Raw genomic sequence first — 22,687 nt, 5'->3', positions numbered from 1 at the left:
CAGATTGAATGCCAGCCTATCCCAACAGCCGATTCGGGCTTTCGGGCAAAAGCGCTGAGGCCGTCGACCATTGCATGCACCTCTCTACCAGTCCGCGATCAACATCGCCGCGAAGGCAGCGTTCTACCTGTCGCTGGCGATGCTTCTTCCGGCGGCGGTCGATTTGGTCCACGGGCATCCGGATTGGCGGAACTTTGCCGTTTCGGCCTTTATCACCGGGGGCATATCGCTCCTGGCGATGGCTGCGACTGAAGGCGGGTCGCCGCCGTTCAGCCGCAAGATGGGCTTCCTTGTCGTCAACTTACTCTGGCTCGTTATTTCGCTCGTCGGAGCAGTGCCTTTCTGGTTCTCTTCGCTAAAGCTCGATTTCGCCAAGGCTCTGTTTGAATCCGTCTCGGGCATCACGACGACTGGCTCGACGGTCATCACCGGCCTCGACTTCGCGCCCCCCGGCATTCTTCTCTGGCGCTCGCTGCTCCATTGGCTGGGTGGTATCGGGATCGTGGCGCTCGGGCTCTTCGTCATGCCTTACCTGCGTGTCGGCGGCATGTCCTTCTTCAAGATGGAATCCTCGGATACCACCGAGAAACCCTTCGCCAGGATCGTCACCTTCACGCGCGCCTTCATCCTCATCTACGTGGTGCTGACCGTCACCTGCACCATTATCTATTCCTATCTCGGCATGAGCCGCTTCGACGCGCTGAACCATGCGATGTCGACGATCGCGACCGGAGGCTTTTCCACCCATGACGCCTCGCTCGGCTACTTCAAGAGCCTGCCGATCCTCTGGGTGGCCACGTTCTTCATGACCTTGAGCAGCCTACCGTTTTCGGTGCTCATTCTCTTCATCGTTCGCGGCCGGCTCGATACGCTGAAGGATCCGCAGATCATCGTCTTCCTATCCTATCTGACGGTGCTTGCGCTTGCCGCAAGCCTCTATCAGCGGCTTGCCAATGGCGTCGCCGCAAACGATGCGCTTGCGCATGGGTTCTTTACCGTCTCGTCGATTCTTTCGACGACGGGCTTTGCCAGCGATGATTACATGCTGTGGGGGGAGTTCATCGTCGCGCTTGCCTTCGCCGCAACCTTTATGGGCGGTTGCTCCGGTTCGACCGCCGGCGGCATGAAGGCCTACCGCTTCATCATCATCTTCAATTCCATCCGGGCGGGCCTCTTCAAGTTGATCTACCCGAATGCTGTCCACACGGTGCGCTACGGCAAGGGCCTCATCGACATCGATGTCCAGCGTACGGTTTTCATGTTCTTCACCGCCTACATGTTCATCTGGGCGTTCGGCAGCCTGGCGATGGGCGCCATGGGCTATGATCTCGTCACAGCCGCATCCGCCATTGCCACCGCGCTCTCGAATGTCGGCGCCGGGCTCGGGCCGATCATCGGACCGGCCGGCAATTTCTCGACCTTATCGGATCCGGCGCTTTACCTGCTGTCGGTCATGATGCTGCTCGGCCGTCTGGAAATCCTGACGGTGCTCGTCATCCTGACGCCCCTGTTCTGGAGGGATTGAGCTCAGCGCCTATCGGTCGCGCACCGATCCGACATCCCTTGATCCCAAAACGAAGCCTCGGACCGTCTGCGATCCGAGGCTTCGTTTACTGCCGGGCAGGGAGGTCGTCAGGCCGCCTCGGTCCTGCGATAGGTCCCGGCGTTTTCGACATAGTATTTCTCGAAACGATGGCGATAGTGCTCGGGGCCACCGAAGTCGCTGTACTTCGCCAGCTCGTTCATATCCGTCTTGTTGAGGATCACGCCAAGGATCTTGCCATTGATCTGCGGTTCAGAGTTGAGCAGGTCACGCACCAGACGCGACGGCGTTCGGCCCCATTCGGCGACATAGATGAAGCCATCGGCAAGCGGTGAAAATGCCTTGGCATCGACCACAGGAGCGAGCGCCGCAAGGTCGACAACCACGTAGTCGAACGATTTGCGCGCATTGTCGATGAGTTCGGCCATCGCCGGGGAGGCGAGCAATTCGTGGCTGTCATAAGGCTCGCTCTTTGCGCCTGCTTCCCCACCAACCGGGAAGATCGCCAGTTTTGTCTTCTGGTCGATCTTGATGCCGGCGGGCCAGGAGGATTCGCCGATCAACGCCTCGACGAGGCCGGTCTTCGGCGGCGGGTTGATCATTTGGCTGAGACCCGGCTTGCGGATGTCGGCATCGATCAACAACGTCTTCTTGCCGCTCGCCGCGAGCAGTGCGGCAAAGTTCGCCGCGATGATCGACTTGCCCTCGTCCGGAACTGCCGAAACGATACCGATCACGCGCGAGCCGTTGCCGTGTAGCATCCGGTCACAGGCGAGTTTGGCGTTGCGGAAGGTCTCGGCGAAAGAGGAGCGCGGCGCGTCGAGCACGATGCGACTGACCCGCTCGAACGGCACTGCGGCCTGTGTCGTCGGCAGCGGTGTCTTGCCCTTCATCAAGTGTGCTCGAACCCGGTCCGTCGTGGTCGGTTGACGCGGGCCGATCAGCGGAACGTAGCCGAAAGACCGGTGTCCGAGGATGGAGCGCACGTCGCTTTCCAGCCGGAAAGTCCGCTCGCGGAACTCCTGGAACGCGGCAAAGGCACCGCCTGCCATCATGCCGAGCACAGCCGAAAGCGCCAGAACCAGAGTCTTCTTCGGGCTTGAGGGCGCAGTCGGAACGCCAGCGGCGGAGATGACCCGAGCCTTGGCGATCGGGAAGGAGCGCTGCTGCGAGGCCTGCTCGTAGCGATTGAGATAGGTCTCGTAGAGGGTCTTCAACGCTGCCGACTTCTGCTCGAGTTCGCGCAGATGGACGAGCGACAGGTTTGCATCCGAGTTGCGACCGGTGGTGCCTTCGATGTTTTCCCGCAAGGAAGCTTCGCGCGAGCGTGCAACCTCGTATTCGTTGCGGTAACTTGCGGTCAGTTGCTGCAGCTCCTGGAAGATCTGACGGCCGATATCGGACCTTTCCTTGCGCAGCGATACCGCCTGGGGATGATCGGCGCCGAAGCTCTGCGTCACTTCCTGTTCGCGTTTGCTGACGGCGAGGTAGCGGGTGCGCAGCTCCCGAATGACGGAGTTGTCGCCCTCCTTGGCGGAAATCGTCGCATTCTTGACCGCGGTTTCAGGTCCCTGGTCGACGATCGCCTGGAACTGCTTGAAGCGCGCGGAAGCACTTGCCGTGTCGGCTTGGGCGATGATGAGCTGGCTGTTGAGATCTGCAAGCTGCTGTTCGGACATGAGCTCGCCGCGAGCGAGCGTCAGGCCATTCTCGCTGCGGTATTTCTCGACCTCGAGCGAAGCGGCCTGCGAGCGTTGCCTCAGATCCGCAAGGCGCTCCTGCAGCCACACGGAGGCGCGTTCCGTCGCTTCGAAATTGGCGTTCAGCTGATCGTTGAGATAGGCGTCCGCATAGCCGCGCACGATTGCCGCGGCGAGCTGTGGATCGCTGGAGCCGTAGGCAAGCGAAATGACGGAGCTTCTGGTGACGCGTTCGACGGCCAGTCCCTGCTGGATGAGCGCGGCCGCCTTCTGCCGCCGGCCATTGCGCGCTGCTTCTTCCGAGATCTCGGGTCCAAAAAATGAAAAGACGCCGGTTACGGATCTCAGCCAGTCCTTGACGACGCCGAAGGGCGAGCGTGGCGGATTGAGAACCGTGTCGTTGTCGTCGAGGTTCATCTTGTCGACGACGCGCAAGGCGAGTTCGCCGGATTTCAGGATCTCGACGGCGCTCGCCATCTGTGTGTCGAGCAACTGGCTGTTCTGTGGTGTTGCCTCTTCCTCGGCGTATTTCGACAGGTTCTCGTCGAGCAGGATCTGCGTCATCGACGTGTAGAACGGTGTTGCGAAAACGAGATAGACCGCGCCAAGTGCCAGAAAAAGCACGACGAACGCGCCAACCAGCCTGGCACGGCGGACGATGACCGAGAAGAGCCGGTCAAGGTCGATGAACCTATCGGGTTCCTCCATTTCCCGCGGCACGACGCTGTTGAATGGGAGACTTCTTTGGTTCATTGGGTCGCTCTGTCCGTTTCCCTTTTTGGTCCGACGGTTTGGCGCCCCTTCTAAAAGGGGCGCCAAACAACTTTATGCCGCGCGGATGCGGCCTTCGTGAGACAGGACCATGTCCTTGACCGAGGCATAGACCATGTCGCCGAGGTCCGCGCGCGCGAGCGCGAAGGCGACATTGGCGGCGATGAAGCCTTCCTTGGAACCGCAGTCGAAGGTGCGCCCCTCATAGGGATGGGCGTGAAAGGCTTGATTTTGCGAGAGTTTCAGCATCCCGTCGGTCAACTGGATCTCGTTGCCGGCACCCCGCTGTTGATGTGCGAGAATGTCGAAGATCTCGGGCTGAAGAATGTAGCGGCCGTTCAGATAAAAATTCGACGGTGCTTCGCCGGCACGCGGTTTTTCGACCATTTTCGTGACTTCGAAGCCGTAGGGAACCGCAGCGCCCTTGCCGACAATGCCATATTTCGATGCGTCTTCCGGGGCGCATTGTTCGACGCCAACGACGTTGCCCCCGGTCTGGCGATAGAGATCGACGAGACCAGCCATGCAGCCGCGCGCGCCGTGACACAGCATATCCGGCAGAAGCAGCGCGAAGGGCTCATCACCAATCAAGTCACGCGCACACCAGACGGCATGGCCGAGACCGAGCGGCGCCTGCTGCCGTGTGAAGCTGACCGAGCCAGCGCGTGGCAGCATCTCCTCGAGTTCGGAAATCTGGGCATTCTTGCCGGAACGGGTCAGCGACGAGATGAGCTCCGGCGTGTCGTCGAAGTGGTCCTCGATTGCCTGCTTGTTGCGGCTGGTAACGAAAACGATGTGCTCTATTCCCGCCTGGCGGGCTTCATCGACCGCATATTGCACGACCGGACGATCGACGATCGTCAGCATCTCCTTGGGGATCGCCTTTGTCGCAGGCAGAAACCGCGTTCCATTGCCGGCGACCGGGATCACAGCTTTCCTGACGGTCCTGATACGGTCCATAGCTTTATCCTTTGCGTATGTGGGGGCTATTGCCCGAGGTGGATCGTTCAGCCGCCACCGCAGGTGTGGCGGACTTCAATCGTGCGAACGGCGCCAGCAAGCGGCGCAGCCGCACGGCGATCGGCATTCTAAGGTGCCGAAGCGCAAGGGGGTCGGAGAGGGCTACCTGGGCGGCCCCCGCCAACGATCTGGATTTCAGATGATCGACGAGGCGCAGGAAGGCATGCGCCTCGCGCAGGCTCCTGTCGCGGCGACGCTGCATTGTCATCGCCTCGGCGTCTATCGCGTGTTTTGCGAGGAAATCCCTGTCGGCCATAATCATCGCCTCGATATGGCGAAGTTCGAGCACCCGGGAGATCGAGCCCTGGCGAATGTGGTAGCAATAGCCGGCCGAGGGATCGACGACGCAGCGCCCGCCGCAAGCAAGCGCGGACGCCAGCAGGATGTAGTCTTCTCCGATCCGGATGGCCTCCTCGAAGCGCAGGCCATGCTGGTTCAGAAAACGCCGCTCGAAAATCGGCTTCATATAGCCAAAATTATAGGTCGAGCGGAAAAGCACATTGGATTGGATGAAGGCCGCAAGCGTCAACACCCGGTGGTGTTCGAGCAAGGCTTCGGGAAACATGCGCTCGACGCGTCCGTCGAGGTTTGCAACATCGATGTTGTCGACGGCAATCTCAGCGCCGGTGGCCGACGCCAAATCGATCATGCGCGACAGCCGATTGGCGGTAATGGTGTCGTCCGCATCGAGAATGGCGATCCAGTTGCCGCGTGCGGCTTCAAGCCCGGCATTGCGCGCTCCGCCCGGCCCACGGTTTTTTGAAAGCCGCAACAGCCGCACGCGGGGATCGGCGATCTCTTCGACCACGGCTGAGGTGTCGTCGGCCGAGCAATCGTCGACGACGATTACTTCCAGATCGACATTTTCCTGTGCGAGCGCGCTCTCGACGGCGCGGCGGATCGTGTCAGCGGCGTTATAGGCCGCGACGATAAAACTGACCTCTGGTGCGGAAAGCGTCATCAGGCGGTCGCAGCCCCATATTGCTGGAGTTCACGCACGCCAAGAAGGCCGCTGACGACGCCCGCATGCATGATGGCGCGCAAGGCATAGCGTGAACGAGCCATCGGCGATGCCAAAAGGAGGAGGCTCGCTGCGGCGCAATAGCCGGATTTGGCCATCGCCTTGGCGATTTCAACAAGCTGCTTTGCGGGCTGGCCCGGCTCACTCAACAGGCGCCCGTGGGTCTGGCCGGAGCGGAAGCGGCGCTTGGCAAGCCAGGCGAAACGTGCGCGTTTTTCCGGAACCGGCTCGAAAACCAGCGCATCCGGGGCATAGGCGAGACGTCCGCCGGCCGCATGCATATGGCGGAAGAACTCCGTGTCCTCGCCGCCGGTCCGCCCGAGCGCGAGATTGAACCGCCTGCCGGAAAGGACCGGCCGGGTGAGATCGAGCAGAACATTGCAGGTGTAGCCCGTGCGGATTTCGCCATTGACCCATACCGGGCGGGTCGAATGAAAATCCCCCCGGCGCATCCAGTTCGGCGCGGACAACGCGTATTCGGCGCGAACCGGGCCGAGCACGACATCGGCCCCGGTCGCAAGCGCCGTGTCGAGCAATTCCACGAGCCACGTTCTCGACACCGTCTCATCGTCGTCGACGAAGGCGAGATAGTGGCCGGTGCTGTTGTCGAGGCAGGCATTGCGGGCGATCGAAATGTTCGACGCCGGGCAATGCACGTAGAGGATCTCGAAAGGCATCGTCGGGCGCATCTGGTTGACCAATGCTTCGGCACTCGGCGTCGTGTCGTTGTCGGCGACGATGACGCGGATCTCGACATCGGCCGGCACCGTGATAAGGGCCAGCGAATGCAGCGTTTCCGCAAGCTCCGGACGGCGGAAGGTGCAGACCGCAATATCGATCCGCTTTCTGGCGATCGTTCCGGTCATGGCGCCATCTTTCGGCTTCGGGAGGTGAGCAGTTCGCGCCAGAAGCCGGCCGACCAGGCGAAATGCATGACCATGGCCGAAAGGGCCGCAAGCGGGCCGTAGGGGTTCCTTTGGCCAAGTGCCATCCACATGCCGTAGCCGATGCAGGCGGCAGCCCAGAGCGCCACCGGCACGACAGCGAGCCAGTTGATGACGGCGAGCAGAGCGCCAATCGCGACCGGCGCCACGGCAAGCGGCAGAAGCTGCCGGAGGTTCGGCCAGGCGCGGTGCTTCAGCACATTGCGCGCGCGCCCGCGTCCATAGGCGAAGTATTGGCGAAAGAGCGGGCCGACCTTGGCGCGCGGATAGTAGACCATGCTCGTCCGGTCGGTCATCCAGATGCGGTAGCCCGCCTGGCGGAAGCGATAGTCGAACTCCGCATCTTCGTTGTGGCTGAAGATTTCGTCATAGCCGCCGATCGTCTGAAACGCGGAGATCCGCATCAGTGCGTGGTGACCGTGATCGGCCCAGTGGCTCGTCGCCCCAAGTCGATGCTTGGCGCCGCCATTGCCGAGCTTGGAATTCTGGGCGTAGGCCGTCGCCTTCTGGAAGGGCGTGAAGCCGACCGTCTGCATTGCGACGACAACCGAATCCGCACCGGTCTCAAGCGCCTCTTCGACAAGGCGCTCGCAGTAGTCCTCAGGATAGGTCCCGTGTGCATCGATCCGGATCAGATAATCGAAGGACGCTCCATGTTCGGCGACCGCTAGATTGATCGCCGCACTCTGGATGCGCTTGGGATTGTCGAGAGCAAGGACCGATGCGTCCGCCGCAGCGAGACGGGCAGCAATCTCGCGCGTGCCATCCGTACTGCCGCCGTCGACGATCAGAATGGCGCCGTTGAGCCGTGCCGCCGACGGTCGCAATCCCTCAACCAGGCCCTCGATGTGCTCGGCCTCGTTAAGGCAGGGAATAACGATCAGAGTTCGTGTCGAAGCCAGCGTGTTGTTGCTCATGACAATCCGCCTTCGTTCTGGGGCGCTGGGGCGAGTTTCGGTGCAATCCGCGGCGGAGCCGCCGATGTCGCCGCCGAAAGGCGACGGACCAGGTTTTCACAGTCGCTGCGATTGAAGATCCAGGTATCGGCCGCGCAAGCCGCGATCCGGTCGGATGCCTCGGCGTAGCGTTCGGAGGCGATTGAAGCGAGGAGGGCAACGAGTGCCTCCGGCTCCGCTTCATCGAGCAGCATGCCGAGGCCGCGGATTGCAAGGAACCGTGACGTCTCGGTACCGCGCAGTGCAATCGGCACGCGGCCGAAACGGCAGCCCTCGTATAGCCGGTTCGGCAACAGCCATTTCGAGTTCTGGCCTTCCTCGAAGAAATCGATCGCCCAGGTGAAGTGCACGTCGGAATAGATCGCGCCCAGTTCTTCCGGGCTGCGGTAGGGCCCGTGGAACTCAATGAACGGCTCATTGCGGACGAAGCCGTCGAAGTCGTCGAACTGCGAATAGGCGGGCCGGCCACGCAGCACGATCTCGAAGCGTCCTTCCATCCTGCGGGAAAAGGCCGACAGCAGTGCCAAGGACTTGCGGCAGCGCAGTGCTCCAAACCAGCCGATGCGCCACGGCCCGTCCCCTGGCGGCGTTGCTGCCGGAACGAGCGGCCGCGCCACGATTTCGTCAAGCTCGAGCACCTTGTTTTCCAGCATCATGGTCGGCGCCGAGATGCCGGAAAGCGGGCGGAAATAGTGTTCGACGAAGGCCGGAGAACTGGTGATCAGCAGTCGTGCATCCCGACCGAGAAACGCCTCGCTCGCCCGTAACGTCTTGCCGGCGATGTCGCGGCGCAAAAGCAGGCGGTGAATGTCGAGACATTCGTAGACGATCGGCACGTCGCCGCCGAAAACACTGACAGCCTTCCTGGCGATCGCCAGCATGTCGAGATTACGCGCAATGATCAAATCAGGGCGTTCGACATTGCGTAGTGCCTGGCTGAGCGAAAGGCAGCTCCTGGCAATCGCACCGATTCTTTGGACGAAACGCCCGTCATGCGTTGTCCCGAGCTCAATGGGCTCGATGCCCTCGATCGCCGCCAGCGGGTTGGCGTCACGCCGGAAACCGGCAAGCTTGACCTTTGCGCCCCCGGCAAGAAGCATCAGGACGCGCCGGCGGACGGCTGGATCGGCAAGATCCTGTGCGAAATAAAGTACCTGCAGCATTTACACCCGGTTTTCTGCTCGGACGTCGCCGAGCATGGTTTAGAACGTTGCACGTCGCGGTTTGAACGCGTCGCTTTGAATGCGGTTCCAGACCGTCGCTAGTTCGTTCGACAGGCGACCGACTCGGCAAACTGGCATTTGTCTCCCGGTGCGGTGAACGCGATCCGATCGATCTGCATTGTCGACGGTCCCTTGTAGGAGAAGGCGCCCATCCAATCCGAAAGCGTGTCGCTTCCCCAGAGGCTGAGGAAGATCTTCTGCGGGTTGGTGGGGATCTTCGCGGGGTCGGTGACTTCGTGGACCAGTTCGCCATTGACGTAGTAGCGAATGCGCTCCTTTTCCCAGACGAAGGCGTAATCGTTGAAACCCTGGTTGGCGCCGCCGGGCACGTCGACAAGCTTTTCGTTGCCGCCCTTGGCGGAAACATATTGGTTGATCTGAACCTTTGCGGGGTTCTTGCCGAGGACTTCGAAATCGATCTCGTCATGCGGCTTCTTGTCGGCCGGGCCGATATAGGTGAAGAAGGCCGAGTTCAGCCCGGAACCATCGGCCGTCTTGATGCGGGCTTCGTAGGTGCCGTAGCTGAAGCGCTTGCGCGTCTGGATCTCGCCGCAGACGTAGTCGCGCTTGCCAAGCTTTCCTTCGGCAAAGGAGAGTTCCGCAACGCCGTTCTCAACCTTCACCTGCTTCTTGGACCAGGTGCAGTTCTGGTGTGCCCCGTTGTTCCAGCCGTCTGAGACGTACCAGATGCCGGTGTCGAGGGTATCGAAGTTGTCGATGAAGGACGTTGCCTCGGCAGTGCCCGCGGCGTTTGCCGGGCCGGCAAGGCCAATGGCGACAAGGCTCAAAAGGGCAAGGCGGTGAGGTCCGGAAGATCTCATGGTCAGGTCCTTTGCTGTGGTGAGAGTTCGGCGCGCGCTTCCGCCGGCAGCGCCCTCGCGCCTCGGGTCGCTCCCGCTCGACTGCCGGTCAGGATTGCGGTCAGGTTCGGAAGCCAACGCCCGGCGAGGCCGTAGGCGGCGACCAGGATGGCGATCGTGATGAACGGAACCGTGTAGTAGAAGGCCGGGTAATATCCGAAACCGGTGCGGTTCCAGATCATCCAGAAGAGAACCAGCAGCGGATAGTGCGTACAGAAGATCCAGAAGCTGAGCCCGCCGCCGCGCGCCAGCGATGCCCCGAAGCTCGTGCGGACCAGGAACGCGGAAACCGCCCAGGAACCGAGGATGCCGGACAACGCCGTCAGGCTGCGCAGCATGTCGACCCAGACAGGGAAGTCGGGTCCGTACGGGTAGAGCACGAGCGAAAGCAGCACCGAGGCACTAAGAACGGTGAGGGCAATCGGCCCCGAAAAGCGATCGAGACTGCGAACGTCGACGCGATGCAGGCTCATATAAATGCCGGCGCTGAAACCAAAGAGGATCGACTTCTTCAGGAAGATCCCGTTTGGCAATGGCAGCACGGCGTAGGCAAACAGCAGGGCGAGCGTCTGCATCGGATAGCGCATGATCAGCCACGCCAGGACCGGCGAAAGCACGATGCAAAGCAGCAGATCCCTGAGGAAGTAGAGCGGCACGTTGATCGGCAGACCCTGGAGCGCCACGGCAAGGTTCAACCATTCCCGTGCGCTTGCACCCACGACATCCGGCAGGTAGCCGAAGCTGATACCCTTGCTTTGCGCCACGAAGGTGAGCGCAAGAAAAGCTATGTTCCAAAGCAGAAAGGGCAACAGGACGGTTCTTGCCTTTGTCTTCAGCGTCTTGCCGTAATCAAAATTGTCGAGGCCACGCCGGAACAGGAGATAACCGGAGATCGCGCTGAGGCACGGGACGCCGACACGAAAGAGGCTGTCGCCGAGGAAGACGCGCAGCCAATCGAGCACACCATAGGTGCCAACATACGGGCTCGTCGCCGGATCATGCGGCACGTGCACGAAGACGATGCCGGAGATCAGTACGATGCGCATCAGATTGATCCGCGACGAGATGTTCGCGTTCACATCCACGATGTCCGTCACCCCTATCTGCCAGCGCCATTTGCAGGCGACCGTTTCAACAGAGCAGACCAGAGCCCGCATTTCACTGTGCTAAAGGTAGGCTTGGGCGCGGATCAAAATATGGCGCCGCAGCAAACGAATCGGTCGCACTTTGTTGCGATGCAGCATAGCGCGCGCCACAGTTTCTAGGAAAATGTACCTATCGAAGCGGCGGTGGCGAGGAAAAAAGCCTATGCCTTCGGCATTTACGGAATATTATCAGACGCTTATTTGTCAGATGCTTCTGCTTGCATAATTCGCGCTTAGGCGCGGTAAAATTGTGCATTTTTTCTCTTTCGTCAGGCGAAAAATGACCTGTGCGAGCGCGCACCAAGCCGAAATGCGGCGAGGGTGAGGCAGTTTGCAGCCCTTGAAATCGGTTATTCCGCCGCCGCGGGCGCGGTCGGCGAAACATCGCGTCTGCGGATCATGCCGTAGAGTTTCAGCAACAATGGACGTTCCACCAGAAGCATCAGCACGAGATAGATCAGCCCGCCGACCGCGGTTCCGATAACCACCTGCACGACCGCGTTCGGGACAATCGCACCATAGAAATCCAGCAACAGCCTGACGGCAACAGCCATCGCGAAGGCGGCGATCATCGGCCGGATCGAGACCAGGAAGTTGCGGAAGAAGGGCAGGCGGTCGGCCCGGAATACCACCCAGGAATAGCCGACCAGCGTTGCCAGATTGACGACGCAGAGCGCAATCATGGCGTCCACGAGCGAGCCGCCGATCGCCCCATACGCGACCGCCGCAGTCGTCACGACGGCGCGGATCACCGCCCACCAGAAGAGGACGGTCCCCTGGCCGATCCCTTTCAGGTAGGGAATGTAGGTGCTGCAGGGCGTCAAAAGTCCCTTTGACAGTGCAAGCAATCCAAGGGCCGGCCAGGCTGCCGCCCATTGCTGGCCAAAAAGCACCAGCATCGCCGGTTCGGCGAGCGCCCAAAGGCCAAACATCATCGGCGCGAGCAGAACGGTGGTGACCTGCGTGCTCAGCATCAGCGCTTGTGATCGCCGTTGACGATCTTCGCCCATGTGGCTGAAGGCTGGAAAGAGCACGCCCATGACCGCCGAAAGCACGATCTGGTTGGGAATGCTGGAGAAACGGTTTGCCGCCGAATAGGCTCCGGCGTCCGAAAGGCCGAGGTACCGGCTGATCACCACCATCGGCGATTGGAAAGTGACGAAATTGGCCATTTCCGACCCCATCATGCCGAAACTGAACCGGCTGAGCATAAGAACGCGGCGCGGGGAAAAGACCAATCGGGGCACATAGCCGGATACCGTATAGAGGCCGGCAAGGCGGATGAATGCGGAGACGAAAAGCTGCGTCAGCAGCGACCAGACGCCGAAGCCAAGAAGGGCTGCCCCGACGGCAACAAGCGCCCCGACGGTCTCGGAGATCATCGTCCAGACGGCGTCCTTGCTGAAATTCATCCTGCGGGCAAGGAGTGAATAGGCGACGTCTCCGCCAAGCTGCAGCGGGATCAGCAGGCTCATGATCCGGAGCAGGTGGCCCGCCTCAGGCGCCCCGAGCAGGCTTGCGAGCGGATCGGCGAAGACGAAAAGTCCAAGCGCCATCAGAAGCGCGACCGCGAGATTGGCCCAGAAAGCGGAGTGGATCAGCTCCATGTCTTCATCGCGCTGAATGATCAGCGCGGAGGCGAGACCAGCGCCACCGATCATAGCCAGAAACTGCACGACAGTGAGCGCAACGGCCACCGTTCCGAACTCTTCCGGCGTCAGTATACGCGCCAGAATCGGCACCGTGACAAACTTCAGCCCGAAAGTACCTGTCTTTGAAAGGACGCTCCAGCCGACATTCCGTGTCACGGACTTGGCATTTACGGTTGAGGGCATAGCGAGCATCCTATGATGCCTTTGAAGGATTTCCGACAAAGGACTAGGGCTAGATATAAGGCCGCGACCCGGTGGGAGGAGACCACGCAATACTCTTTTAGAGAAACCGCAGGGGCGAAAAGATGGCGAAGCTGACTGTTATTATTCCGTACTATCAGAAGGAACCGGGTATTCTTCGGCGGGCGCTCGGCTCCGTCTTTGCCCAGACGTTCCAGGACTTCCACGTTCTGGTGATAGACGATCGCTCACCCTATTCGATAGATGAGGAGTTGAAACCGTTAACTAACGGGGAGCGGGCGCGGTTGACCGTGATTCGCCAGCCCAACAAGGGGCCTGGCGGCGCACGCAACACCGGACTGGACCATGTTCCTGATGATGCCGAGTTCGTGGCATTCCTCGATTCTGATGATGAATGGACCCCGAACCATCTGAAGAATGCCTATGAAAGCATGAGCCGCTTTGGCGCCGACTGCTATTGGGCGTCGATCACCGGCGGTGAGGCGTTCTACTACCACTTCGATGTCGCCGAACTGACGGAAAGTCACCGCGTCGTCAGGCTGCAGGAAGCGCCGCTGGTCGTGGAAATTCCTGACCTTACCAATGTGATGCTCAGAAACTGGAGCTTCCTGCATCTCTCCTGCATGGTGATCGGGCGCAGCCTTTTCGAGAGGATCCGCTTCGATGCGGCGCTGAGACTGGCGGCGGAGGACGTCTTGTTCTTCTGCGACTGCGTTCTCGCCGCAAGACGCGTCGTGCTTTGTGACGAAGCTGGCGCCGAGCGGGGCGAGGGCATCAACATCTTTCACTCGATCGACAACGATTCGCCGCAGTTCCTGCAGCAGCAGTTCAATACCTTCGTTGCTCTGGAAACGCTCGAGGGCCGCTTCTCACGCAAGCCCACGGCAATCGCATCGATCCGTTCTTATCAACATACGGCACGGCGTCAGGCGCTGTGGAGCCAGGCGCGCCGGCTCAAGCGGCGCAAGTCGCCGCAATTCCGCTTGCTGGCGCGGTGGGTTCTGCGTGATCCCAAGCTCCTGCGAAGCGCACTGGAACTCGCTTTCGGCAAGTTTTCCCGCTCGCATTGAGCAACCGAAACGCTCCTTCGAGGAGGAACAGCAAGACCGCCTGTCGGTACCCGGACGTACCCAGCATTTTGAAAGAAGGGACTACCCCATGGACCCCTATTATTGGGAATCTCAGCACGGCAATTTCGGCGACGACCTCAACCTTTGGCTCTGGGATTTCCTGCTGCCGGGGTTGCGCGACGTTCGTGAGGATATCCTGCTGGTGGGCGTCGGCACGGTGCTCAACCGGGCGCTTCTGCCCGACGGCATCAGAAAGCTCGTTATCGGCAGCGGCTTCGGCTATGGCACCCTGCCAGACATGCATGACCCGAAGGAATGGGACATTCGTTGTGTTCGAGGCCCCTTGACCGCCGGGAAAATCGGCATCGCGCCCGAACTGGGCATTGTCGATCCCGCCGTGATGGTCGCCGAGATGCCGGAGTTCCAAAATCTGCCGAAGCGCCACAAACGCAGCTTCGTTCCGCACTGGGAAAGTGCGGTTGCCGGGATGTGGCCGGTCACCTGCGGTACGGTCGGCCTGCACTATATCGATCCGCGTGGCGAAGCGAAAAGCGTGATCCGTGAGATTGCCCAGTCCGAACTCATCATCGCCGAATCGATGCATGGGGCCATTCTCGCGGATGCTTTCCGCGTGCCATGGGTAGCCGTGACGACTTCTGACAGCATCAACAGCTTCAAGTGGAACGATTGGGCAAGCACCGTCGGTGTCCACTATCAACCCCGCCACGTACCGGTCTCGAGCCGCGCCGAAGCCATACTCAAGGGAGAGCGTTTCTGGGGTATGGGCTTCGAGGCACAGGCGCTGGTAGGAGCCCCGAACCTCCGTCCTGCCGGTCACGGTATGATCGCGGTAGCAACGGAGCCGCGGCAGACCTTCCTGCGCAGCGCCGCCAAGCAGGTTCTTGCCGCACCTTCGACGCTCGCACTTTGGCAGGCTATGCGCGCGACACCGCAATTGAGCAGCGACGACAGACTTGGCGAGCGCAAGGACCGCTTTCAGGAGGTTCTGGCGGCCGTGCGGCGTGCATATTTCTGATGACACGGCCACGGCATTGGCGCGCCAGCGCTGATGCACGGAACTGATCGCCCATTCGACCAGGAGAGAAGGTCGACTGCCGCCGGCCCCTGTCCGGATGGGCGCACCATGATGAGGATTCGAGTGCCGTCCTGTTGCCAAGCCGCGACGGAATGGCTCCTGCCTAAGCCATTGGTTTCGATCCAAAAAATGAATCCGGGCAAGGATCAGCACGCGGACTCAGTCGCATCCATCCATTCAGGGATCGGATGCCGCAGGCACACTCAACAGAAGCGGCTTGTCGTGAGGGGCCAGCCCCGCCGAAAATCAGTTCACGGGGGCGGAACTAATGTCCGCCCGGGCTGTTCAGTTGTAACTTTGATAAGACGCTGACGTATCCGGCCCGCCGGGTTCGCGGCGACAATTGAGGAGCTCTCATCATGAAAATCTCGTCCAGCTTCCGTTCAGTCGCGGTCACCGTTATCGCCGCGGCGGGAATCAGCATTGCCAGCGCTGCGCACGCCGACACCGGCAAGATCAGCTTCGCCATCTACAAGGCCGCTTTCTTCGTGGGTGGCGCCGGAGGCGAGGGTACGCTCACCTTCCATGGTCACCGCTACCCGATCACGGTTGGCGGCATTTCGGGCGGCCTCGCCTTCGGGGCTTCTAAGACCTATTTCCACGGCACCGTGCGCCACATTCGGCGCGCTCGAGATGTGACGGGGGTCTACGGCGCGGCAGGCGGTGGTGGTGCGCTCGGTAAAGGGGCCCAGGTGATCGTCATGACCAACGACAAGGGCGCCGAACTCGAACTCTCAGGCAAGCAGGTCGGCCTGCAAGTCAACGCCGATGTCAGCGGGATGACCATCACGATGAAGTAGGGAGTGTCACCCGTTCGCCAGCCCCCGGATAGGCCCCCGGATAGGCAGGAGTGGAAACTTAACGATTGGACGCTTGGCCGTCTGCAGTTACGGGAAGGAGATAACGCAACCCTCCGGCGCCGCCGAGCGCGGCCGGAGCATCCGAGCGAGACCTCCTGAAGCGCTCGGTCTTGTCGGCAAGAATGCCGGCCGTGACGGCGGGAACAGCATCGGGTTGCCGCAGAAGGTAACCTATTGCGGCAACTGCGCCGCGTTCTCTCTTCAGATCAAGAAAGTGCCGGTGCTGGTAACGGCCCCTGATATGTCGCTCGTGTCTTCGGATCGCGGCCTCCGCTGCGCTCTCCAGCCTGTTCGCCGCGAGGATAGTCCGGTCGGCCTCGTAGAGCCGTTTGAGATCCTCGGTGCGGTGACTGCCGCTCAAGGAATTGCTGCGAACGATTGCGGCATAGCCGCAACTGCGAATGACCTTGTAGCGCGCGCCCTTGGCCAAAGCGCTAAGATAGAGATCGTAATCTTCGCCCAGCCGAAGCGTTTCCTGGTAGCGGATGGAGTGAGCATCCAGAAAGTCGCGGCGCATCAACGGCTTCAAGAACCCGACCTCACCGCGCTTCATGCCGCGCCGGGAGATGTTGCCGTCGACGAAATCGATAAGGCCGAGGAGCCGAGGCTGCGGTTGAAAGTCATCGATCTTCCGGGCGACGTCGCTCGCTGCGGCCTCGTCCATGAAGGCGATGTTGTCGGCAATCAAGTCCCAATCATCCTCCGCGAGCAACCGGCCGAGGCGACCCGGCAGGAAGAAATCGTCGGCATCGAGGATAGCAAGCACCGGTGAGCGACTGATCGAAATGGCATGGTTGCGCGCGGCCGACGGTCCACGATTGCTTTCGAAGCGGACGATCGTCAGGCGTCCGCTCAGGTCATCGGCTAAGCGTGCAGCCGCCTCGGTTTCATCCGTCGAGCCGTCGTCGATAACCATCACTTCGGCGCTTTCCGGCTCCGCCAAGGCCGACGCAACGGCTCGGGCGATGGTCGCCTCGGCATTCTTTGCGGCGATGATGACGCAGACGTCCGTGGTCATAAGGGCCTCCAGCATCGTGTCTTGCCGGCAGCGCACTGGTCTTTACGTTCGCTGCGGCACTTCCGTTCAGCGTGGCCTGCTTTTGGGTCAGATCGGCCACGTCACGTCGCCGACGATGGCGACGGCCGAACCATGCAGGGCGATCGTGTCGCAAACGCGTCAAAGATAAGATTTTCTGGTGGATCGCTGCCGTCAGCCGACTGCAAGCCCGGTCGGGATCACCGATTGAAATGCCCGGGGCGATCAAGGCTACGCGGCGCCGCCTTCTCGTCGCCAGCCAATTGCATCAACGCGGCGGCCTGTCTTTCCTTTTCCCGCGTCTTCTTCCAGACGAGGTAAAGCACGGCCAGGAAATAGCCGACCTGCATCAGCACGGCGCATATGGCGGTCTGGAGAAGTGTCGACGCCAGTGAACCGTTTAGGAAATAGGTAACGATCGCAAATACGGCGAGTGCGCCGAGCATGCTCGCAAGGACGCGCGGTGCGTACATAGCGCTACCTCGCACTCGGTAATGTCGACGATGTAGTCATCGGAGTTCGGCCTTTCCTCCTCAGAGTTCCAATATATTGGCAGCGCCCTTTCGCTTCAACCGCCAAAAGCCCGCATCCTGCTGCCACTCTGCCTCCAAAGTCTTTATGTCGCGTTTAGAACACCAGCATACGAATCAAATTGGCCGTTTTTCGATCCCGCGTCGATCGGCCTTTGTGATTCCATGGCAATCCTAAGGCAATTCCTCCACCATCCGGCGTTTTGTCAGGCCCGCACCGCCCACTGGTTGCTGTTTGCATAGCGATTGACATCACCTTTTGTTACAAAATTAACTTTTGGTGTCTCGCTGCGCGTGCGGTGCAAAACCTTGTTGCAACGCAGCATTTCGTTGGAAAGACTGACGCCTGTCAATTTTCATCGGGGCTAAAACACGTGATTGCAGGTGAAGGCAAACATAACAGATACCAAGATATATTGGCTTTATCGCAACGCAATTGTGCGCCTTGAATACAATACACGAAAGCGCCGAACGTAAGACTTCGTCGTCTGATAATATATCGTCTCACGGGATGGAAATATTATATATTCCAAATCAGTGATATTCGTCATTAGGGCGCCTTGCGGGTGCCGGCCATTATTTTGCCTTCAAAAGACAAATTCTCACCACACACTCTCCCTTGAATAATGAGTGCTCCCTTTCGGGGGACCGACCATTCGCCAACGTAAATGGAGTCATCTCTATGAAGTCTGCGACTCGATCGGCCAATTCGCCGTTTTTCAGTGCCGCAGAGACTGCGGCGCTCAAGCCCGTGGGTGGTATTTCGAAGCGTGGCTTCGATATTTTTGCCGCTTCACTGGCGCTCGTCTTTCTGAGCCCGCTCTTTTTGATGCTGGTTGCGCTCGTCAAGTTCTCTGACGGCGGCAGCGTCTTCTATGGCCATCGCCGTATCGGTCACAACGGGAAGCCTTTCCGTTGTCTGAAATTCCGCACGATGCGGGCGGACGGCGACCGGATTCTGCAAGAGCATCTTAGGAACAATCCAGCCGCTTACGAGGAGTGGCGTGCGACACGCAAACTGCAGGATGACCCGCGGGTCACTGTCGTCGGCAGCGTGTTGCGCAAGCTGAGCCTCGACGAACTGCCACAGCTCATCAACATCCTGCGCGGTGAAATGAGCATCGTCGGCCCTCGGCCGGTGGTGCAGGATGAGCTGGAGCTCTATGACAGTGCTGCCGTCTACTACCTGCAATCGCGTCCCGGTCTGACCGGCCTGTGGCAGATCAGCGGGCGCAACGACGTTTCCTACGCGGCTCGCGTCGCGTTCGATACCCACTATGTCCAGAACTGGTCCTTGCTCAGCGACGTCTCCATCGTCGTGAAGACCATTCCAGCCGTTTGCTTCTCGCGCGGCAGCTACTGACGATCAGCGCTTTGACTCCCGCCCGGCCCAACAAGGTCGGCCGCGGGATCGGCGTCTTTTAACGGGAAGCTCATATGAACAAACATGCTCCGTCAGGGAAGTCCCGGATTTCCCGCAAGGTGTCTCGTTTCCTTCACCACACGGTCCTGGCCGGCGCTTTGGTCCTCGGGGCCGCTCAGGTCCGAGCCGAGGAATATCAACTTGGCACCATGGACAAGCTCAAAATCCGCGTCGCCGAGTGGCAGACCGCTGAAGGCGCGGTGCGCGATTGGTCGGTCGTCACCGGTGAATATACCGTTGGGCCGTCCGGCGCACTGTCGTTGCCGTTCATCGGCGATCTCCCGGCGGCCGGCAAGACGACCGCCGAGGTCGGTGAAGCGATCGGCGAGAAGATGCAGACCCTGTTTGGCCTGCGCGATCGCCCATCCGCCTCCGTCGAACTCGCACAATACCGCCCGCTCTATCTATCGGGCGAGGTTGAAAAGCCAGGCGAATATCCCTACGCACCCAATCTGACGGTGCTGAAAGCGATAAGCCTCGGCGGCGGATTGCGTCGCTCCGAAAGCGGTCAACGCTTCGCCCGCGACTACATCAACGCTCATGGCGAATTGAGCGTACAGACGGCCGAACGCAACAGGCTGCTGATCCGGCGCGCGCGGCTTCAGGCGGAGATTGCCAACAAGCAGGACATCGAGTTGCCGAAGGACCTCCAGGGCGTGCCGGGCATCGACAAGCTTCTTGCGAACGAGACGGCCCTGATGAACTCGCGCGACCGGAAGCAGAAGCTGCAATTGCAGTCACTCGCCGACTTGAAGTCGTTGCTGGAAAGCGAAATCCAGTCGCTGACAAAGAAGTCGGAAACACAGAACCGCCAGATGGAGCTGGTGGTGGAAGATCGCGAGAAGGTCGAGAGCCTGGCCGAAAAGGGGCTGGCGCTCAGCCAGCGCAAGCTGTCGCTGGAGCAGCGGGTAGCAGAACTGCAGGCGGCTTTGCTTGACATCGACACGGCCTCGCTCAAGGCGAAGCAAGATGCCAGCAAGGCGGCACAGGACGAGACCAATCTTCGCAACGACTGGGATGCGCAGTTGGCGCAGGATCTCCAGAACACCGAAGCCGAACTCGACACGCTGCAACTGAAGCTCGGCACCAGCCGCGACCTGATGGCAGAAGCGCTGTTGCAATCGGCAGAAGCGGCACAATCGAAGAACAATACGGAAGATGCCGTCATCGCCTATTCGATCATCCGCGAGCGTGACGGCAAGCCGACCGAGATCCCTGCCGATGAAAACACGGCGGTGTTGCCCGGTGACGTCATCAAGGTTCAAGCCAACCTCGCGACGCAGTAGGATCGGCCGTGAAAATTGCGAAGTCGAGCTTGATATCGCCTGACCGCAACGGCGCCTATGGCACCGTTGCGATTGCGCTGTCGTTTTTCGTCTTCGCCTATTCGTCACGCTTCGGGCAGGCGTCGATCCTGCTCTACTACGGACTGTGGCTGCCGCTTGTTCTTGTCGATTATCGTCGCGTGCTCGGCAACTACGGCAGGCGTCTCTGGATCCTCGGCTTTGCCGTCTTTGCCTGCCTGTCGGTCTTCTGGTCGGCAGCACCCGCGATGACGGCCCGCACCGGGATCCAATATCTGTCGCATGTGGTTTGCGCCCTGATCGCCATGAGGCTCATCGACATCAAAACGCTGACGCGCGGTGCGATCGCGGGGACCGGGATCGTACTCGTTTATTCGCTGCTTTTTGGCGTCTACCATCTGGATCCGCTCGACGGCACATACAGCTTCGTCGGCGCCTTCGCTTCGAAGAACCAGTTGGGTTTCTACGCCTCGCTCGGCATCTATTTCGCTTTCATCGCGCCTGTCGCCCTTGGGGAGCGACGCCTGTGGCTCTTCGCATCCGCCGCAGTCGGACTGCTTGCGGCCTATTCGTTGCTCGCCTCACAATCGGCCACTTCCGTCTTGACCACCGCCGTGATTATCGGGCTCTGGCTTGGCATGCGCGTCGTCGGGCTGCTCTCGCCCGGCCACCGCAAGGGCCTGTTTCTTGCTGCCGTCATCTGCGGCGCCTTGGTTGCGGTCGCGGGTATCTACGGTGGCGGCGTCGATCTAGTGCTCGGCCTGTTCGGCAAGGACTCGACGCTGACCGGGCGCACCTATCTCTGGCAGCAGGGCATTGAAGCAGCCATGGCCTCACCTTTGGTGGGCGTTGGCTACCAGGCCTATTGGGTACAGGGCTTCTCGGAGGCCGAGCGCCTTTGGGAAGAGTTCTACATCGCGACGCGCTCAGGGTTTCACTTCCACAACACCTACATCGAGGCGATCGTGGAAACCGGTGCTATCGGGCTTGTGCTGTTATCGGGCATTCTGCTGACGACGGTGCTCGGCCACGTCAAGCGCCTCCTGACTGAGGACGATGACACCCAGTCCTCGGTGCTCTTCGGCGTCGCGATGTTGCTGCTGGTGCGCTCTTTCGTCGAGATCGACATCATGAACCCCTATCACGTCGGCTCGTTCCTGCTCTATTTCGCCGCCGGCAAACTGACATTGCCGATTGTCCGGCCTGAATTGCGCCCGGCCGAGGTCCGCAGCGCGCGGATCGCACCGCATGGCATGCCGCAGTTGAGGTACTGATGGATCGGACCACGGGGGGCGTGAAGGCCACAATCTACGGCATCCAATATCTGCGCGCTTTTGCGGCGCTCGGCGTCGTCATCTTTCATGCGGCCGAGCGCACGGGGCATCATTTCGCGATCGGCGCTGCCGGCGTCGATGTCTTCTTTGTCATCAGCGGCTTCATCATGTGGGTGATCAGCGAGCGCCGGTCGATGTCGCCGTTATCCTTCCTGCGAGACCGCGTGCAAAGGATCGCGCCGGTCTATTGGCTCGCGACGATCGTGATGGTCTTTGGCGGCCTTGTCGGGCTTTTTCCCAATCTTGTGCTCAGCCCCGCTCACGTGATGGCGTCGCTGCTGTTCGTCCCGATGTCATCCCCAAGCACCGGCGAGGTCTGGCCCGTTCTCGTCCAGGGGTGGACGCTGAACTACGAGATGTTCTTCTACGCCCTCTTTGCCTTGACCCTGCTTGTACCGCGGTCGCGGCGACTGCTGGCGATCACCGCCTGCTTCCTGCTGCTGGTGGGGCTGGGCTATGTCATCGACAGCGACAATACGGTGTTCGTCACCTACACGCGGCCGATCATTCTCGAATTCGTAGCCGGCATGATCATAGCCGAGCTTTGGCTGCGGGGCAGGGTGCCAGGAACCAAGGCCGGCTTGGCGCTTGTCGCAATCGCGATTTCGGGTTTTGCGGCGCTGGCGGTGTTTCGTCTGCCCTTCGACGAATTCGTCCTTGGCCCCTTGGCCGTCATGCTCGTCTTCGGCACATTGGCACTTGAGGACCGTGGCTGGTTTCGCGGGCGCGGGGTGCCGATGCTGCTCGGCGATGCGTCCTATTCCATCTATCTCTGGCATACCTTCGCCATATCGGTTGTGGTGAAGGTCTGTGCCAGGGCAGGTGTGGACCTGGTTCTATCGGCGTTCCTCGCCGTCGTGGCGGGAACGGCATTGGGTGTCGCAGCCTACATTCTCTTCGAAAAGCCGCTGACGCGACGTTTGCGCTCGCGGGTCGTGTCGAAGCCACTACAGCAAGCGGCCTAGCTTAAGTCTTTTGGTGCGGCGACCGAAGCGCCG

General features: G+C 60.6%; 19 protein-coding genes. 8 read left to right on the top strand and 11 right to left on the bottom strand.

Annotation, left to right across the window (positions count from 1 at the left end; translation table 11 throughout):
* The first annotated feature begins 70 nt into the window (after positions 1-70).
* Complete coding sequence (locus tag AC1Z3V_RS00605) at positions 71-1,525, top strand: TrkH family potassium uptake protein (RefSeq protein WP_483496626.1); 1,455 nt, start codon at positions 71-73, stop codon at positions 1,523-1,525.
* 107 nt (positions 1,526-1,632) lie between these two features.
* On the opposite strand, the gene AC1Z3V_RS00600 is transcribed toward AC1Z3V_RS00605, so the two are convergent.
* From AC1Z3V_RS00600 to AC1Z3V_RS00560, 9 genes are all read right to left on the bottom strand, one after another.
* Positions 1,633-3,996 (bottom strand): polysaccharide biosynthesis tyrosine autokinase, encoded by a 2,364-nt coding sequence (locus AC1Z3V_RS00600; RefSeq protein WP_483496625.1) that lies wholly within the window; start codon positions 3,994-3,996, stop codon positions 1,633-1,635.
* Between the two features lie 72 nt (positions 3,997-4,068).
* Positions 4,069-4,974, bottom strand: a complete 906-nt coding sequence (locus AC1Z3V_RS00595) for a UTP--glucose-1-phosphate uridylyltransferase (RefSeq protein WP_334198551.1) — start codon at positions 4,972-4,974, stop codon at positions 4,069-4,071.
* A 4-nt stretch (positions 4,975-4,978) separates the two neighbouring features.
* The gene (locus AC1Z3V_RS00590) at positions 4,979-5,995 is read right to left on the bottom strand and encodes a glycosyltransferase family 2 protein (RefSeq protein WP_483496624.1); all 1,017 of its coding nucleotides are present in this window, start codon (positions 5,993-5,995) and stop codon (positions 4,979-4,981) included.
* Positions 5,995-6,921: a glycosyltransferase family 2 protein gene (locus tag AC1Z3V_RS00585; protein WP_483496623.1), complete on the bottom strand. Its 927-nt coding sequence runs from the start codon at positions 6,919-6,921 to the stop codon at positions 5,995-5,997. The genes AC1Z3V_RS00590 and AC1Z3V_RS00585 overlap by 1 nt, the downstream gene beginning before the upstream one ends.
* Positions 6,918-7,916, bottom strand: coding sequence for a glycosyltransferase family 2 protein (locus AC1Z3V_RS00580; RefSeq protein ID WP_483496622.1), 999 nt, complete (start codon positions 7,914-7,916; stop codon positions 6,918-6,920). The genes AC1Z3V_RS00585 and AC1Z3V_RS00580 overlap by 4 nt, the downstream gene beginning before the upstream one ends.
* Positions 7,913-9,118 (bottom strand): glycosyltransferase family protein, encoded by a 1,206-nt coding sequence (locus tag AC1Z3V_RS00575; protein ID WP_483496621.1) that lies wholly within the window; start codon positions 9,116-9,118, stop codon positions 7,913-7,915. Before AC1Z3V_RS00575 ends, AC1Z3V_RS00580 begins: the two co-directional genes overlap by 4 nt.
* A 98-nt stretch (positions 9,119-9,216) precedes the next feature.
* On the bottom strand, positions 9,217-9,999 hold the full coding sequence (gene exoK, locus AC1Z3V_RS00570; protein WP_483496620.1) for an endo-1,3-1,4-beta-glycanase ExoK: 783 nt from the start codon (positions 9,997-9,999) through the stop codon (positions 9,217-9,219).
* A 2-nt stretch (positions 10,000-10,001) separates the two neighbouring features.
* Positions 10,002-11,084 carry an acyltransferase family protein gene (locus AC1Z3V_RS00565; RefSeq protein WP_483499489.1) on the bottom strand — a complete coding sequence of 361 codons (1,083 nt, stop codon included), beginning with the start codon at positions 11,082-11,084 and terminating at the stop codon, positions 10,002-10,004.
* 449 nt (positions 11,085-11,533) lie between these two features.
* Positions 11,534-13,018, bottom strand: a complete 1,485-nt coding sequence (locus tag AC1Z3V_RS00560) for a lipopolysaccharide biosynthesis protein (RefSeq protein ID WP_483496619.1) — start codon at positions 13,016-13,018, stop codon at positions 11,534-11,536.
* A 122-nt stretch (positions 13,019-13,140) separates the two neighbouring features.
* Here AC1Z3V_RS00560 and AC1Z3V_RS00555 point away from each other — a divergent pair, with 122 nt between their 5' ends.
* The 3 genes from AC1Z3V_RS00555 to AC1Z3V_RS00545 all read left to right on the top strand — a co-directional run bounded on the left by AC1Z3V_RS00555 (position 13,141) and on the right by AC1Z3V_RS00545 (position 16,002).
* On the top strand, positions 13,141-14,106 hold the full coding sequence (locus AC1Z3V_RS00555; RefSeq protein WP_483496617.1) for a glycosyltransferase family 2 protein: 966 nt from the start codon (positions 13,141-13,143) through the stop codon (positions 14,104-14,106).
* An 88-nt stretch (positions 14,107-14,194) separates the two neighbouring features.
* Positions 14,195-15,142, top strand: coding sequence for a polysaccharide pyruvyl transferase family protein (locus AC1Z3V_RS00550; protein WP_483496616.1), 948 nt, complete (start codon positions 14,195-14,197; stop codon positions 15,140-15,142).
* A gap of 419 nt (positions 15,143-15,561) precedes the next feature.
* Positions 15,562-16,002, top strand: a complete 441-nt coding sequence (locus tag AC1Z3V_RS00545; RefSeq protein ID WP_483496615.1) for a hypothetical protein — start codon at positions 15,562-15,564, stop codon at positions 16,000-16,002.
* Between the two features lie 58 nt (positions 16,003-16,060).
* On the opposite strand, the gene AC1Z3V_RS00540 is transcribed toward AC1Z3V_RS00545, so the two are convergent.
* Positions 16,061-17,080 carry a glycosyltransferase family 2 protein gene (locus AC1Z3V_RS00540; protein WP_483496614.1) on the bottom strand — a complete coding sequence of 340 codons (1,020 nt, stop codon included), beginning with the start codon at positions 17,078-17,080 and terminating at the stop codon, positions 16,061-16,063.
* A 218-nt stretch (positions 17,081-17,298) separates the two neighbouring features.
* The gene (locus AC1Z3V_RS00535; protein WP_483496613.1) at positions 17,299-17,571 is read right to left on the bottom strand and encodes an exopolysaccharide production repressor protein; all 273 of its coding nucleotides are present in this window, start codon (positions 17,569-17,571) and stop codon (positions 17,299-17,301) included.
* Between the two features lie 739 nt (positions 17,572-18,310).
* Between AC1Z3V_RS00535 and AC1Z3V_RS00530 the strand changes: the two genes are divergently transcribed.
* The 4 genes from AC1Z3V_RS00530 (at position 18,311) to AC1Z3V_RS00515 (ending at position 22,654) form a co-directional block, all read left to right on the top strand.
* Entirely contained in the window at positions 18,311-18,991 is a 681-nt protein-coding gene (locus AC1Z3V_RS00530) for a sugar transferase (RefSeq protein WP_429817726.1), read from the top strand.
* 74 nt (positions 18,992-19,065) lie between these two features.
* On the top strand, positions 19,066-20,337 hold the full coding sequence (locus AC1Z3V_RS00525; RefSeq protein ID WP_483496612.1) for a polysaccharide biosynthesis/export family protein: 1,272 nt from the start codon (positions 19,066-19,068) through the stop codon (positions 20,335-20,337).
* Positions 20,338-20,345: 8 nt separating this feature from the next.
* Entirely contained in the window at positions 20,346-21,629 is a 1,284-nt protein-coding gene (locus AC1Z3V_RS00520) for an O-antigen ligase family protein (RefSeq protein WP_483496611.1), read from the top strand.
* The gene (locus AC1Z3V_RS00515) at positions 21,629-22,654 is read left to right on the top strand and encodes an acyltransferase family protein (RefSeq protein WP_483496610.1); all 1,026 of its coding nucleotides are present in this window, start codon (positions 21,629-21,631) and stop codon (positions 22,652-22,654) included. The genes AC1Z3V_RS00520 and AC1Z3V_RS00515 overlap by 1 nt, the downstream gene beginning before the upstream one ends.
* Positions 22,655-22,687: the final 33 nt, after the last annotated feature.

The sequence above is a fragment of the Ensifer sp. 38_S197 genome, from assembly GCF_056924495.1.
The sequence above is the reverse complement of the archived record's forward strand: the minus strand, read 5'-3'. Positions and strand labels throughout refer to the sequence as shown.

Excerpts from the sequence above, each read along its gene's own strand:
- AC1Z3V_RS00600 (WP_483496625.1), bottom strand. The coding sequence starts at position 3,996 with ATGAACCAAAGAAGTCTCCCATTCAACAGCGTCGTGCCGCGGGAAATG.
- AC1Z3V_RS00595 (WP_334198551.1), bottom strand. The coding sequence starts at position 4,974 with ATGGACCGTATCAGGACCGTCAGGAAAGCTGTGATCCCGGTCGCCGGC.
- AC1Z3V_RS00590 (WP_483496624.1), bottom strand. The coding sequence starts at position 5,995 with ATGACGCTTTCCGCACCAGAGGTCAGTTTTATCGTCGCGGCCTATAAC.
- AC1Z3V_RS00585 (WP_483496623.1), bottom strand. The coding sequence starts at position 6,921 with ATGACCGGAACGATCGCCAGAAAGCGGATCGATATTGCGGTCTGCACC.
- AC1Z3V_RS00580 (WP_483496622.1), bottom strand. The coding sequence starts at position 7,916 with ATGAGCAACAACACGCTGGCTTCGACACGAACTCTGATCGTTATTCCC.
- AC1Z3V_RS00575 (WP_483496621.1), bottom strand. The coding sequence starts at position 9,118 with ATGCTGCAGGTACTTTATTTCGCACAGGATCTTGCCGATCCAGCCGTC.
- exoK (WP_483496620.1), bottom strand. The coding sequence starts at position 9,999 with ATGAGATCTTCCGGACCTCACCGCCTTGCCCTTTTGAGCCTTGTCGCC.
- AC1Z3V_RS00565 (WP_483499489.1), bottom strand. The coding sequence starts at position 11,084 with ATGCGCATCGTACTGATCTCCGGCATCGTCTTCGTGCACGTGCCGCAT.
- AC1Z3V_RS00560 (WP_483496619.1), bottom strand. The coding sequence starts at position 13,018 with ATGCCCTCAACCGTAAATGCCAAGTCCGTGACACGGAATGTCGGCTGG.
- AC1Z3V_RS00555 (WP_483496617.1), top strand. The coding sequence starts at position 13,141 with ATGGCGAAGCTGACTGTTATTATTCCGTACTATCAGAAGGAACCGGGT.
- AC1Z3V_RS00550 (WP_483496616.1), top strand. The coding sequence starts at position 14,195 with ATGGACCCCTATTATTGGGAATCTCAGCACGGCAATTTCGGCGACGAC.
- AC1Z3V_RS00545 (WP_483496615.1), top strand. The coding sequence starts at position 15,562 with ATGAAAATCTCGTCCAGCTTCCGTTCAGTCGCGGTCACCGTTATCGCC.
- AC1Z3V_RS00540 (WP_483496614.1), bottom strand. The coding sequence starts at position 17,080 with ATGACCACGGACGTCTGCGTCATCATCGCCGCAAAGAATGCCGAGGCG.
- AC1Z3V_RS00535 (WP_483496613.1), bottom strand. The coding sequence starts at position 17,571 with ATGTACGCACCGCGCGTCCTTGCGAGCATGCTCGGCGCACTCGCCGTA.
- AC1Z3V_RS00530 (WP_429817726.1), top strand. The coding sequence starts at position 18,311 with ATGAAGTCTGCGACTCGATCGGCCAATTCGCCGTTTTTCAGTGCCGCA.
- AC1Z3V_RS00525 (WP_483496612.1), top strand. The coding sequence starts at position 19,066 with ATGAACAAACATGCTCCGTCAGGGAAGTCCCGGATTTCCCGCAAGGTG.
- AC1Z3V_RS00515 (WP_483496610.1), top strand. The coding sequence starts at position 21,629 with ATGGATCGGACCACGGGGGGCGTGAAGGCCACAATCTACGGCATCCAA.